General features: G+C 60.3%; 13 protein-coding genes, 1 tRNA gene and 1 pseudogene. 8 read left to right on the forward strand and 7 right to left on the reverse strand.

The window, feature by feature from the left end; genetic code table 11:
- Positions 1–54: 54 nt before the first annotated feature.
- The gene (locus E3Z29_RS17190; protein WP_134786427.1) at positions 55–1,383 is read right to left on the reverse strand and encodes an ATP-binding protein; all 1,329 of its coding nucleotides are present in this window, start codon (positions 1,381–1,383) and stop codon (positions 55–57) included.
- Complete coding sequence (locus E3Z29_RS17195) at positions 1,380–2,123, reverse strand: response regulator (RefSeq protein ID WP_098964057.1); 744 nt, start codon at positions 2,121–2,123, stop codon at positions 1,380–1,382. Before E3Z29_RS17195 ends, E3Z29_RS17190 begins: the two co-directional genes overlap by 4 nt.
- A gap of 131 nt (positions 2,124–2,254) precedes the next feature.
- Between E3Z29_RS17195 and E3Z29_RS17200 the strand changes: the two genes are divergently transcribed.
- Both E3Z29_RS17200 and E3Z29_RS17205 read left to right on the forward strand, forming a co-directional pair.
- A complete protein-coding gene (locus E3Z29_RS17200; RefSeq protein WP_097089845.1) occupies positions 2,255–2,578 on the forward strand; it encodes a hypothetical protein in 324 nt (107 codons plus the stop codon).
- Between the two features lie 56 nt (positions 2,579–2,634).
- Positions 2,635–3,285 (forward strand): DUF3313 domain-containing protein, encoded by a 651-nt coding sequence (locus E3Z29_RS17205; RefSeq protein WP_372241191.1) that lies wholly within the window; start codon positions 2,635–2,637, stop codon positions 3,283–3,285.
- Positions 3,286–3,573: 288 nt separating this feature from the next.
- Here E3Z29_RS17205 and E3Z29_RS17210 read toward each other — a convergent pair whose 3' ends face one another.
- Both E3Z29_RS17210 and E3Z29_RS17215 read right to left on the reverse strand, forming a co-directional pair.
- Complete coding sequence (locus E3Z29_RS17210) at positions 3,574–3,903, reverse strand: FKBP-type peptidyl-prolyl cis-trans isomerase (protein WP_134786429.1); 330 nt, start codon at positions 3,901–3,903, stop codon at positions 3,574–3,576.
- Positions 3,904–4,091: 188 nt separating this feature from the next.
- Entirely contained in the window at positions 4,092–4,700 is a 609-nt protein-coding gene (locus E3Z29_RS17215; RefSeq protein ID WP_134786430.1) for a TetR/AcrR family transcriptional regulator, read from the reverse strand.
- A gap of 159 nt (positions 4,701–4,859) precedes the next feature.
- On the opposite strand from E3Z29_RS17215, the gene E3Z29_RS17220 reads away from it, so the two are divergent.
- The 6 genes and pseudogenes from E3Z29_RS17220 (at position 4,860) to E3Z29_RS17245 (ending at position 9,880) form a co-directional block, all read left to right on the forward strand.
- Positions 4,860–6,242, forward strand: a complete 1,383-nt coding sequence (locus E3Z29_RS17220) for an aspartate aminotransferase family protein (protein WP_134786431.1) — start codon at positions 4,860–4,862, stop codon at positions 6,240–6,242.
- A gap of 200 nt (positions 6,243–6,442) precedes the next feature.
- The gene (locus tag E3Z29_RS17230; protein WP_134786432.1) at positions 6,443–7,735 is read left to right on the forward strand and encodes an OprD family porin; all 1,293 of its coding nucleotides are present in this window, start codon (positions 6,443–6,445) and stop codon (positions 7,733–7,735) included.
- A gap of 84 nt (positions 7,736–7,819) precedes the next feature.
- Positions 7,820–7,906 (forward strand): annotated as a pseudogene (locus tag E3Z29_RS29950) (DUF6124 family protein); the annotation flags it as partial.
- A 284-nt stretch (positions 7,907–8,190) separates the two neighbouring features.
- Positions 8,191–8,844 carry a hypothetical protein gene (locus E3Z29_RS17235; RefSeq protein WP_134786433.1) on the forward strand — a complete coding sequence of 218 codons (654 nt, stop codon included), beginning with the start codon at positions 8,191–8,193 and terminating at the stop codon, positions 8,842–8,844.
- A complete protein-coding gene (locus E3Z29_RS17240) occupies positions 8,841–9,362 on the forward strand; it encodes a hypothetical protein (RefSeq protein WP_134786434.1) in 522 nt (173 codons plus the stop codon). The genes E3Z29_RS17235 and E3Z29_RS17240 overlap by 4 nt, the downstream gene beginning before the upstream one ends.
- Positions 9,359–9,880 carry a hypothetical protein gene (locus E3Z29_RS17245; RefSeq protein ID WP_134786435.1) on the forward strand — a complete coding sequence of 174 codons (522 nt, stop codon included), beginning with the start codon at positions 9,359–9,361 and terminating at the stop codon, positions 9,878–9,880. Before E3Z29_RS17240 ends, E3Z29_RS17245 begins: the two co-directional genes overlap by 4 nt.
- Before the next feature lie 49 nt (positions 9,881–9,929).
- On the opposite strand, the gene E3Z29_RS17250 is transcribed toward E3Z29_RS17245, so the two are convergent.
- From E3Z29_RS17250 to selA, 3 genes are all read right to left on the reverse strand, one after another.
- A tRNA-Sec gene (locus tag E3Z29_RS17250) sits at positions 9,930–10,025 on the reverse strand.
- A gap of 7 nt (positions 10,026–10,032) precedes the next feature.
- Positions 10,033–11,949, reverse strand: coding sequence for a selenocysteine-specific translation elongation factor (selB, locus tag E3Z29_RS17255; RefSeq protein ID WP_134787585.1), 1,917 nt, complete (start codon positions 11,947–11,949; stop codon positions 10,033–10,035).
- Complete coding sequence (gene selA / locus E3Z29_RS17260) at positions 11,946–13,358, reverse strand: L-seryl-tRNA(Sec) selenium transferase (protein ID WP_134786436.1); 1,413 nt, start codon at positions 13,356–13,358, stop codon at positions 11,946–11,948. Before selA ends, selB begins: the two co-directional genes overlap by 4 nt.
- Positions 13,359–13,362 lie beyond the last annotated feature (4 nt).

The raw sequence follows: 13,362 nt of genomic DNA on the forward strand, positions 1-13,362 counted from the left end.
CTTGCAGTGAATGTGTCCTGTTGACCGCCGGCCGCTCGCAAATGTTTCAAAGTATTACAAAGGCAACTCAACCCGCGCCAGCAAGCCACCGCTGCTGCGATTGCTCAAACTCAGTTCGCCGCCCTGCTCGCGCACAATCGCCCGCGCCGCCGACAGCCCGAGCCCGACACCACCGGTTTCCCGGTTGCGCGAGGTTTCCAGGCGGAAAAACGGGTCGAACACCCGCTGCAACGACGCTTCGGGAATTCCCGGCCCGTTGTCACTGACGTCGATGCACACGCTGTAACCGTCGCTGCTCAGCGCGATTGCCGGCTGCTGCGCGTACTTTTCGGCGTTTTCCAGCAGATTGACGATCACCCGTTTGATCCCCAGCGGCCGGCCCTCGTAGACCAGATGCGCCGGGCCGTTGAAATCGATGGCAATGTTCTGGTCGCGGTAGTCGTCGATGATCGTCTGCAACAGTTCCGACAGGTCGAACGCGGTGCTTTGCTCCGGCTGAGTGTCTTCCCGAAAGAACGCCAGTGCCGCGTTGATCATCGACTGCATTTCTTCGATGTCGCGGATCAGTTTGCTCTGGTGATCGAGATCCTCCATGAACTCGCTGCGCAGGCGCATGCGGGTCAACGGTGCGCGCAAATCGTGGGAAATCGACGCCAACATGTGCGTGCGCTCGCTGATGTAGTGCTGAATCTGCGCCTGCATGGTGTTGAAGGCGATGATCGCCTGGCGGATCTCGTCGGGGCCTTCGACTTTGATCGGCGGCGCACGCAGATCACCGCCAAAACGCCGGGCGGCGCTGGCAAAGCGTTGCAGTGGCTTGGCCAGTTGCTGCGTGGCCAGCCAGGCCACCAGCACGGTGGCGATCAGGCCGAGGGCGATGATGATCGCGATGCGCGTGCCGATGTCCAGGCCCCAGGAGCGCTCGGGCGAAGAGAACAACAGCCAACTGGAATCCGGCAGTTGAATCAGCGCCGCATAGCGCGCCAGCGGACTGCCGCTCGGCCAGTCAGCGGGATTGAACACCCGAATGTCTCGCTCATCGCCCAACAACTGATGCAACCCCGACGTCTTGTTGGCGATGAGCTGCGTACCACCTGCTGGCAATCCAAGTTCGTCGCGTTGCGCACTCCACGTCACCTCCTGCGTCGGGCCGGTTGCCGCGTGCGCCAGTTTCGGGCGTAAAGGCGCTGGTGCAGCCTCGATCACTTTGACGGTCGCGGCAATCTGCTCCAGCAACCCGGTACGTTCAATCGGTGGTCGCGCCCAGGTCCCGGCCACCTCCACGAACAGGAAATTGAGTGCCAGCGACGCGAGCATGGCCGCGACGATGGTCAGGGCGATCCGCCGACTCAGCGGATCACGGCGCAGGAATCGACGGATCATGAACGCGTGACCTTGGCGGTAAACATGTAACCACCGTTACGCACGGTGCGGATCAGATCCGGGCGCTTGCTGTCCGGCTCGATCTTGCGCCGCAGGCGGCTGACTTGCACGTCGATGCTGCGATCAAAGGCGTCGTGGCCCTGACCACGAGACAGGTCGATCAGTTGCTCGCGGGTGAGGATGCGCTGCGGGTGTTCGAGAAACACCACCAGCAGATCGAACTCGCCACCGGACAGCGGAATCATCACGTTTTCCGGGGAGCGCAGCTCGCGACAGGTGATGTCCAGATGCCAACCGGCGAAGGCGATCACCGGCCGTGACGGCTCGCTCGCGGGGCTGACCTGCTCACCGGCGCGGCGCTGCACGGCGCGCAGGCGAGCCAGCAATTCACGCGGGGCGAACGGTTTGGTGACGTAGTCATCGGCGCCCAGTTCGAGGCCAACGATCCGGTCGCTCAATTCGCCCATGGCGGTCAACATGATGATCGGAATGCCCATCTGCGCGCGCACTTTCTGGCACAGGCTCAGGCCACCTTCGCCGGGCAGCATCAGGTCGAGAATGATCGTGTCCGGGCGCTGCTGCGCAATTGCCGCCCACATCGCTGCGCCGTCGGCGGCGACATCGACCTCGTAGGCGTGCTGGACGAAGAACTTCTTCAGCAGGGCGAGAATTTCCACGTCATCGTCGACGATCAGCAGTCTGCTCACGGGCACAGGATCCTCAGGCCAAAAAGAACGCATCTAAAACTATTCTGGCGGGCGGGTCATATATTTCAATCGAGCAACATTCCGTCGCCCCGGACATCAAGCGGACATTCTGCGGCAAAACCCCTAAGGCACCCTGCACGCCATCAACAACCGGGGGGCTTTCAATGAGCGCATTGCACAACCGTTATACCGCCGAGGGCCACGACGCCCGCTATCCGTTGATTCTCAGCCAGCGCACCAGCGCGCCCGAGCAGGATACGCCGCTGTTGTTCCAGGAGTTCTGCCTGGGCCTGTCAGATGATCAAAGCCGCATCGTCCTGCGCCGCTATTTCGAGCAGTACGGCCCCGGCGATTCGCAATGGGTCGAGTACGTGCATTCGATTCCGACCGCCGACCTGATCCAATGGATCATGAGCCACGGCCAGTTGCACATCGAATGCTCGGACAACACCCCGCCGCTCTCCTCCCCAATCACTGCCCGCGCTTGAACCACGCGAGGCAAAAGCGCAAAACAAGGATTCGCATGATCAGAAGCCATTGCTTGATGTCGGTGCTATGTACGGCGTCCCTCAGCCTCTCGGCCTGCAGCAACAAAACCGTCGAACCGCAGAAGTACACCGGATTTCTGCACGATTACAGCGTGCTCAGCGAGCGCCAGTCGCCATCTGGGCAGACGGTGCTGGGTTGGGTCAGCCCGGCGCTGGCGCGGGGGCGTTACACCCAGGCCTATCTGGCGCCCAGCCAGTTCTACCCCAGCGCCGCGCCAACCGAGCGGATCCCGCTGAGCACGCTGTCCGGCGTCACCGACTACTACGACGCCGCCCTCAGGCTGGAACTGGGCAAGGTCATGCACCTGGTATCGCAACCCGGCCCGAACACCCTGACCGTCAGACCGGCGATCACCCGCGTCGCCGCCAGCACCCAGGGCCTGCGCTTTTATGAATGGCTCCCGGTGACTCTGGTTGCCGCCGGCGTGAGCACCGCCAGCGGCATCCGTGACCAGGACAGTGAAATCACCACCGAAGTCTCGTTCGAAGACGGCTCAACCGGCGAAGTGGTCGCCGAAGTCGTGCGCAAGGGCATCGGGCTGCCGCTGGAAAACGACCAACAGGTGCTGACCGCCGATGACGTCAAAGGCGTGCTGGATGGTTGGGCCAGTGATCTGCGGCAATCGTATACGGCCATCCGCCGGTAAACACATATCCTCTGTAGATCTGATGAGCGAGACGTGGCAGCTGGTAACTGGACTGAGCTACAAGAATGGGCAGACGCTGTGCGGAGCTATCCCTTCAGCGCGCTGTATATCGTAGGGGACGGTGTGCCTTGACGGTTATGAGCCACTCGCGTTGAGCTCATAGGCGTTCTCTGGCGAGGAAGTTATTTGACAAACCAAGCATCGTCGTTATCGCAAGACAGATTGGCAATGCCTGGTTTATTTGGGTAGTTCAAGCGGGGGCGTCATGACTTTGTAAATAGGTTGTCGCTACTCCAGGGCAAGAAGTTCTATTTCGTAGATAAGGGTCGCATTAGGTGGAATTGCGCCGCCCGGCCCCCCTAGCGGCCCGTAGGCATAATCAGAAGTGATTGTCAGCTTGCTGGTTTCACCTACACTCATTTGAGCAATACCCTCGTCCCAGCCTTTAATGACCTGTCCTCGACCAATTTTAAACTTAAAGGGCTTCTCTTTATACTTACTTGAATCGAACGTCCGACCATCTATAAGAAAACCGGTGTACTCAACCACGACCGTTTGCCCACTCTTCGGGAAAGTAACGCCGTTACCAGGTTTAATCGTATCTACAATAACACCCATTTTTTATCTCCTTGAATAAGAGCAAATGTATTGCATCAGCACTGCTACGAATCTGCATATTCAAGGATCTGAGGATGTTTTTTAACTGTAAAAAATGACAGTTTTTTAGTTCATTTGGCAATAGGTAAGAGTTTGTTCAGTTCCTTTTATTTAGGTTTGATTAGCTTCTCCGAACAATCCAAGGCTCGTCATCCTTGAGCACAAATCCCCCCGCATATCAGATTCAACACACTTCGCATATGCCCGGCGTGAGCATCCCGGTCTGCCGACTCGTCGGTCGCAAGGCGAATGAACGCCATATTCGCGTACTGATTGAAGAGCTTGGCAGCCACATCGATATCAACTGACTCGCGCACCTTGCCCAACCGCTGAAAATGCTCCAGCAAAGCCTTGGTTTCTTCAATAACTACGGCGTTCCACGGACTCATCGCCTCTGCCAGTTCACCCGTGAGCAGAAACGGCGCCAACTCACGCCACAACGAGGCCGGCATCGCTTGCAGTTGATAGTCGGTCATCAAGCCTTCGAACTCGCACAACGCCTCCAGCGGATCGCTGTCGTCATCCAGATTGGCCCGCGCCTCGCGCATCGCCTGCTCGTCCGGCTGTTTGAGCAAGGCCAGCAGAATCTCCTGTTTGCCACCGAAATAATTGACCACCGTCGGCGCGGAAACCCCGGCCTGGACCGCGATCTGGTCCAGCGTGGTGGCCGCAAAACCGTTGGTCTTGAACAACTCCAGCGCTGCCTGCGCGATGACTTCCCTGCGCTGTTCCTTTTGCCGTTCTCTGAGCCCGCTCATGGTGCTGATGTCCTGTCTTGCTGATCGGCGTCAGCCTACGGATTTCTTTTTTCACCGACAAATATTTTCTTTACAAAAATATTTTTAAGTGACAAATATTAACCGTGCACCGCTGGAATGAACGCGCACCCACTTGCCCCGTTTCTCTGGAGAACCGCCATGTCCGCCGAATTCGATCCGACCCGTAGCACCCGCGATTACCAGGCCGCCGACGCCGCCCACCACATTCACGCGTTCGTCGATCAGAAAGCCCTCAACGAGGAAGGCCCGCGGGTGATGGTCAGCGGTGATCGCCTGGCGCTGTGGGACAACGACGGTAATCGCTACCTGGACGGCATGTCCGGCCTGTGGTGCACCAACCTCGGTTACGGGCGCAAGGACCTGGCCGCTGCCGCGAGCGCGCAGCTGCAACGACTGCCCTACTACAACATGTTCTTCCATACCACACACCCGCAGGTGATCGAGCTCTCCGAACTGTTGTTCAGCCTGCTGCCCCAGCACTACAGCCACGCGATCTATACCAACTCCGGCTCGGAAGCCAACGAAGTGCTGATCCGCACCGTGCGCAAGTTCTGGCAGGTGATGGGCCAGCCCGAGAAGAAAATCATGATCGGCCGATGGAACGGCTACCACGGTTCGACCCTGGCCGCGACGGCGCTGGGCGGCATGAAATTCATGCACGAAATGGGCGGCACCATCCCTGACGTCGCGCACATCGACGAGCCGTACTGGTTCGCCCACGAAGGCAACCTCAGCCCGGAAGAATTCGGCCTGCGCGCCGCACGGCAACTGGAAGACAAGATCCTCGAACTGGGCGCCGACAAGGTCGCCGCGTTCGTCGCCGAACCGTTCCAGGGTGCCGGCGGCATGATCATTCCGCCCGCCACCTATTGGCCGGAAATCCAGCGTATCTGCCGCAAATATGATGTGCTGCTGTGCGCCGACGAAGTCATCGGCGGTTTCGGTCGCACCGGCGAATGGTTCGCGCACCAGGCCTTCGGTTTTGAACCGGACACCCTGTCCATCGCCAAAGGCCTGACCTCCGGCTACATTCCCATGGGCGGCCTGATCCTGTCGCGACGCATGGCCGAAGCACTGGTGGAAAAAGGCGGCGTGTTCGCTCACGGCCTGACCTACTCCGGGCACCCGGTGGCGGCTGCGGTGGCGATTGCCAACCTCAAGGCGTTGCGCGATGAAGGCGTGGTCACTCAGGTGAAAAACGACACCGGTCCTTATCTGCAGAACTGCCTGCGTGAGGTGTTCGGCAACCATCCGCTGGTGGGTGAGGTTCAGGGCGTGGGGCTGGTGGCGGCGCTACAATTCGCCGAAGACAAAGCCACCCGCAAGCGCTTTGCCAACGAGAACGACATCGCCTGGCGCTGCCGCACCATTGGTTTTGAGGAAGGCCTGATCATTCGCTCGACGCTGGGCCGGATGATCATGGCCCCCGCATTGATCGCCACGCGCGCGGAGCTGGATGAATTGGTCGACAAGACACGCATCACCGTAGATCGCACGGCTCGCGAATATGGCGTGCTGTAACACATACCCCTTGTAGGAGTGAGCCTGCTCGCGATAGCGGTGTGTCATTAACATCGATCTAAACTGATCGACCGCTATCGCGAGCAGGCTCACTCCTACAACGGAATCAGGTATGCCTTGAACTCAGCACATCGGCTCAATCCAGCCCGGTTGATCCTGCCCATCATCAGCAGACCTTCCCTGATTGTCGGTCCCTCACGATGGCTCCCTCGACACCACGCTTTGCACTGTTGGCCCTGCTTTGCGCAGCGACCGACACTGTTTTCGCCAGCGACTTCTTCAACGACGCCAAAACCGAAGTGCTCAGCCGCAACTTCTACCTGAGCAACGACTACCGCTCGCCCTCTCCCTCCGGCAAAAACTATAAACAGGAATGGGCCCAGGGCTTTATCGGCACGTTCACCTCTGGCTACACGCCAGGCACTGTCGGGTTCGGCATCGATGCCCACGCCTTTCTCGGCCTGAAACTCGATGGCGGCAAAGGACATTCCGGCACGGGTCTGTTGCCGGTCGACAGCAATGGTCGTAGTGAACCGAACTACTCCAGCGCTGGCGGCGCGTTCAAACTGAAAGCTTCGCGCACCACCCTCGCGTTCGGCGAGATGACCGTGGAAACGCCGGTGTTCGACACCTCGGACAAACGCCTGCAACCGGAATACGCCACAGGTTTGCTAGTGAACAGTCGTGAAATCGACAACGTTAACTTCACGGCCGGACACTTCACCGCATTCAAGAATCAGGACAGCTCCTCAGGGCGCGGCGACTTTTCCGGTTACGGCGCCACTACCGAGGCTGGCGGAATCAGTTTTCTCGGCGCCGATCTGTTCGGCGACAGTCCGGTGGGTGGATCGCTTTACGCCTCGGATCTGACTGACACCTGGCACCAGTACTACGCCAATCTGCACTTCAAACAGTCCGGCCTGTTGCTCGATGCCAACCTCTACCACACCCGCGATACCGGTCGGGCGCTGGCCGGCGCGATCGACAACACCGCGTTCAGCCTGTCCGGCAAGTACAGTTTCGGCCCGCACGCGGTCATGCTCGGCTGGCAACGCGTCAATGGCGACACGTCGTTCGATTTCGTGGGCGGCGACTCGATCTACCTCGCCAACTCGATCAAATACGCCGATTTCAACGGCGCTGGCGAACGGTCCTGGCAAGCACGCTACGACCTTGACCTCGGCGCCTTCGGCATCCCTGGCCTGACCTTCATGACCCGCTACGTCTCCGGCGACCACATCGACGGCACTCACGCGCCCAAGGGCGGCGCGTACAACCCGTTCGATGCCGAGACTGGCGACTATCAGCCGCAGCAAGGCGCTGGCGGCAAGCATTGGGAACGGGATATCGATCTGAAATACATCGTGCAATCGGGCACGGCAAAGGACCTGTCGGTGCAGCTGTCGCACGTCTCGCACCGGGCCAACGAGGCACAGGCCGGGGATGATATCGACCGGATTTATGTGGTGATTCAGTACCCGTTGGGGTTCTGATGGCCCGTGATTAAACCCGGACTCAGACCCGAGGTCGCCCTACGAATCCATCGACTCAAAAAACTTCACGAAGCCGCCGACAACGAAGCCCTGCTGGGCATTCAGCAAGTCGTGATGCTCGGCGAACTGACCGTCAACCGCGCCCTCGACAACCTCGACCCACCCGCCTGAAACCCCGATCCCCTGTGGGAGCGAGCCTGCTCGCGAAAGCGGCCGATCAGCCGACTTTGAGGTTAATGACACACCGGCCACCACCAGCAGGCTGGCTCCAACCAGGGGATCGAGTGACATATTGAACATTGCGTGATTCGCGGACGGAAGCCGACCTGCGTTATTGGCTAGCCAAATGCCACTACATCACTTAGTCTGCGCGCCCCGCAAAAACGTTTGGCCAGGAAGGCTTTGATTGGCCTTCGCAACTGAACGTCATCAATCACGCAGATTCAGGGATGTTCATGTTTCATGTCTTCAAAATAGTGGTCGCCGGCCTGCTGGCCTCGCTGCTCAGTGGTTGTATCACCGAAAGCGCGTCATGGGTCAGCGAACCATTGCAGGCCAAGGCCAATGAGCCTGTGGCTTATCTGATCGGGTCTATCGGGCCGCGCTCGCTCAAACTGTCTCCGGCGGATAACCAACGCCTGTTTATACGCAAACGTGGCTCCCAGTACGGCGCTGCCGGTATCTGGAAAATGGCCGGTGCCTATTCAACGCCGCAGGATATTCAGGACGCTAGCGGTGCCGCGAGTGTCTTCGTCCTTGCTTTGAAACCGGGCGACTACGAGTTCTACGATTTCCAGTTCTTCTCTGCGCGATACACACCGGGGCTTGGCACCGTTTACAGTTCGATGGAAGCGCGTGAGAAATTCAACCTTCCGCTACGTCTTGAAGCCGGAAAAGCCTATTACATGGGCGAATATCGCTCGCTCTGCCTCAACGGCATCGGCTGCACCTTCCTCTGGCGCGATCAGCGCGCCCGCGACGCCGTGATCGCCCAGCGCCAGGTTCCCGGACTACCACCTCTGCAATCACTGAAGCTCGATCTGAAAAGCGCCGAACCCTATATTTTTGCCGATACCCCGCCGGGTGTTGCCGCGGACATCAAACCATGAAAAAAATCACCACGCTTGCCACCGTCGCTCTGCTGGCCGGTTGTACCGCCACCAACACCTTGCCAGAGCGCACACTGGCCGACGGACAGGATTATCTGACACCGATCCACGTCATGATCGACGACCCTCTGCAGTCTTCGTCGTTGCGCAATCATCTGCGCGAAACTGGCGTATTTCGCAACGTCGAAACCGGGTCCGGCCAAAACGATGCGTACAACGTCCAAGTCAAATTGAACATGCAACGCGAGTTCCCGCCGTTCCCGGTGGTGTTGTTGAGTTGCGCCACACTGTTCATGCTGCCGCTTTCGAAGGAATACGACACGCAGGCCGAGTTCTCGGTGTATCAAGGCGACAAGCGCCTCAAGCAGTACACCTATCGCAATAACACCCAGAAATACACCTGGTTGCTCGACCAGGGTGGCGAGCTGGAAGGACAGAACCTCAGCCGTATTGCACGGGCCTTTGCCCAGGACGTTCAACATGACCGGTTGATCCCTGTCGTGGGAAGTGCCCAATGAAGCTGGCCTTGATCAAGAACGGCGCCATGCTCAGTGCGCTAATGGCACTCGGCGGTTGCGCCAACACCCTGCCGCCCCTCGATTATCACGCTACGCAAGCCTATGTGCCGGTGACGTTGAGCCTGGGCCCGGCCAATACCCGGCACGAAGAATATCGTCAGCGTGAAACCATTTCTGCATTGAAAGACTCCGGTGCGTTTTCCATGCTCGACGGCGGTTACACCCGCAACGGCTACAGCCTGCTGATTACCCAGCCGTGGTCGGGCGAAACCCATTATCTGGCCATGTTCAATGTTCTGACCCTGTTCACCCTCCCAGTGCCTTATCACTACCAGGACAACTTGCGCAGCTCGGTCTTCAAGGACGGTAAACTGCTCAAGACCTATAACTATTCCCGCGAAGGCTGGAGCGTGATGGCGTGGTACGTGCCGATCCCGGACAACAAGAACAAGCAGCAGATGCTGGATCAGTTTCTGGGAGAGTTGGAGAAGGACAAGCTGATTCCCTATCAGCCTTGACCGTTGCGCCGCGACAGCAAGCATCACTGCGGCGAGGACGGGAATTTATTGGCGGAAGGCAGCCGGAGTCGAACCTGCCCGGGAACGGATGCCGTCCCCAACCGGGTTTGAAGCCCGGCCGCGCCACCGGGCGCGATTGCCTTCCTTTGAACTCAGGGTGCGTCGGCACTGGCCAGCGCGTTGTCGTGGCGGATCACCCGGGATTCGCCGATGCGCCGGGTCAGGCCGAGGCGGTCGAAGTATTCCAGGTACTGAATACAGCGTTTGCGTCCCAAGCCTAGCGCATCACGGAAGGTTGTCACCTGGATCGACGGATTTTCCTGTTCCAGTTGCAACAGAATGTCGGCCATGCGCCGCAGTTGCCCGTCAGACAGAAACAGATCGCGCACCACTTGGTGCATCAATCCCAAGCGCGCCAGTTTGCGCAACAGCAGGCGCACCATCGCATCTTCCACGCCCAACACTTTGGCGACATCACGTACCCACGGCGGATCAAACCCGGCCTGCTCGAACAGCGGCTGCATGCGCTGCCACAGGGTTTCGTCTTCAGCACTCAAACGCACCTGATGATCGGGCAAATGCAACCACGGCCCGCTGGCGTTGATCGCCCCGGCAGCGCGCAGTTCTTCCAGCAGGCTGACAAAGGTCGAGCGCTCCAGCGCCGTCCCACTGAAGCGTCGCAGGCGATCGCGATCCGGTCCCATCTGGTCCGGTTCCAGCTCGTGCAATTTCGCCAGTTGCTCCAGCAGGGTGAACTTCAACTGCCCCCAGCGCTGCACGTTGAACAGCACCGGTCCCTGGCGGGTGTCGATCAGGCGCACATTGGCTGGTAGCGCCCAGTCTTCACGCTGACGATTGAACTGGCGCTCAATTCGTTGCGGATCGAGGCCGCCAGCGCTGTGGTCGAGCAGCAGTGGTAACGCTTGATCAAGACTGTCGCTGCCGGCCAGGGCCTGCAGTTGCGCCAGCCGTTCCGGGCTGCGGCGCTGGCGGGCCGGGGCGAACGGGTCGAGTATTTGACCGCCACCGAGGGTGCGTTGCGCGCTCTGGTCACGCAGGATCAGGCGATCGCCCTTCACCGCGTGCACCGGGGCGTTGATCAGCAGTTGCGCGAACATGCGTTCGCCTGCACGCAAACGCGGGCCTTCGAGCAACGCCACGCGGGCGATGACGTCTTGCGTACCGAGGTGCACATGCACCGGGTGAAAGTGTTCGAAGGTGCGCTCACCGGGCAACAGTTGAAACTCGATATCGACCCGTTGCGTCGGTGCGTGCAGCCACTCGGGCAACAGCCATTGGCCGCGATGGATCTGCTCAAGGGTCAATCGATCGCCACTGATGTTCAGTGCCACCCGTTGCCCGGCGAAGGCCTGCTCGGCGGGCTGGTTTTGCGCGTGCAAGCCCCGCACCCGCACCGATTTCCCGGACGGCCCGAGGGCCAGTTTGTCCCCGACTGACACCGTTCCCGACAACGCCGTGCCAGTGACCACAATCCCGGCGCCCGCCACGCTGAAGGCGCGGTCGATGGCCAGGCGAAAACCACCTTCGCGGCTGCGCTCATGCACTTCGCTTTGAATCTGCAGCAAGCTCTGGCGCAGTTCATCGACGCCCTGCCCGGTCACGCTCGACACCGCCAGCGTCGGCGCATCGGCGAATGGCCCGGCTTCGAGCAGATCGAGAACCTGGTGCTGCACCTCCTCCACCCTGCCCGCTTCAACCCGATCGCATTTGGTGATCGCCACCAGCGCCCGGGGAATGCCCAGCAACTGAACAATCGCCAGATGCTCGCGGGTCTGCGGCATCACCCCGTCATCCGCCGCCACCACCAGCAACACCAGATCGATGCCCTGCGCCCCGGCGAGCATGTTGTGGGTGAATTTCTCGTGGCCCGGCACATCGATAAACCCGGTCAGCCCGGCTCCGGGTTCCAGCTCCGCGTAGAGATAACCGAGGTCGATGGTCATTCCGCGCTCGCGCTCCTGCGGGCGGCGGTCGCCGGTTTGGCCGGTCAGCGCTTGCAGCAGCGAGGTCTTGCCGTGGTCGATGTGCCCGGCGGTGCCGACGATCACGACTCGACCTGCAACTGCGGCAACTGCGCCAGCCACGTCGGCTCATCGTCGAGTTGGCGTAGATCGAGCCATAGCGCATCGTCGTCAATGCGCCCGAGCACAGGGATTGGCAACGCACGCAATGCCGCTTCCAGATTCAGCAGAAAGCGTCCGCGTAAACGCTTGGACACTTGCGGGCGCAGACACAGCGCCGCACTCGGCAACCGCGCCACCGGTTGGCTGCCGCTGCCGATCATGCCCAAGGCCTGCACGGCGCTGACCTGCCAGGGTTCGCCCAAGACCTCAGCCATTGCCGGTTGCAAACGGCAAGCCTGGGCGAAGATGTCGGCTTGGGGGCGAGTCAACAGCCGCAAACTCGGCAGACGTTCGGCGAGGCGATCCGGATCGCGATACAAACCCAGCACCGCCTCCAGTGCCGCCAGGGTCAACTTGTCGACCCGCAAAGCACGCTTCAACGGATTTTTCTTGATCTTCGCGATCAGGTCTTTGCGCCCGACAATCAAGCCAGCCTGTGGTCCGCCGAGCAATTTGTCGCCGCTGAAAGTGACGATGTCCGCACCATCCAGCAACGCCTGACGCACCGTGGGTTCCGCTGGCAGGCCCCAACGAGTCAGGTCCAGCAGACTGCCGCTGCCGAGATCCTCCAGTAGCGGCAAGCCATGCCGATGCGCCAGCTCGGCCAGCTCGGCGGTGGGCACCCGGGCGGTAAAGCCTTCGATGCTGTAGTTGCTCGCATGCACGCGCATGATCAAACCACTGCGCGGGCTGATCGCTGCTTCGTAGTCGCGGGCGTTGGTGCGGTTGGTGGTGCCGACTTCATGCAGGCGCACACCGGCGCGGGCCATGATGTCGGGGATGCGGAACGCGCCACCGATTTCGATCAGTTCGCCGCGCGAGATGATGCCTTCCTTGCGCGCGCCGAGGCTGTTCAGCGTCAGCAACACCGCAGCGGCATTGTTGTTGACCACGGTGACGGCTTCGGCGCCGGTCAGTTCGCGGATCAGGCCTTCGATCAGGTCGTCGCGATCACCGCGCTTGCCACTGGCCAGATCGAATTCCAGATTGAGCGGGTAACGTGCGGCCATCTGCACCGCGTCGATGGCTTCATCCGGCAACAGCGCCCGGCCAAGATTGGTGTGCAGCACCGTGCCGGTCAGGTTGAACACCCGCCGCACGTTGCTGCGCTGCTGCTGGGCCAGACGCTCAGCAACCCGCCCGGCGAGTACGTCGGGGCTGATTTCGACGGCTGACAATTGGCCGTTCAACACGCTGGAACGCAACTCATCTAGCAGCTGGCGCAAACTGGCCAGCAACGACTCGCGGCCGTGACGCTCAAGTAACGGCGCACACGCCGGGTGACGCAACAAACCATCAATGGAAGGCAACCGCAGGGCAACACTCGAAGACATCAGC

Origin of the sequence: Pseudomonas sp. S150 (genome assembly GCF_004526365.1) — a bacterium.
Taxonomy (GTDB): domain Bacteria; phylum Pseudomonadota; class Gammaproteobacteria; order Pseudomonadales; family Pseudomonadaceae; genus Aquipseudomonas; species Aquipseudomonas putida_A.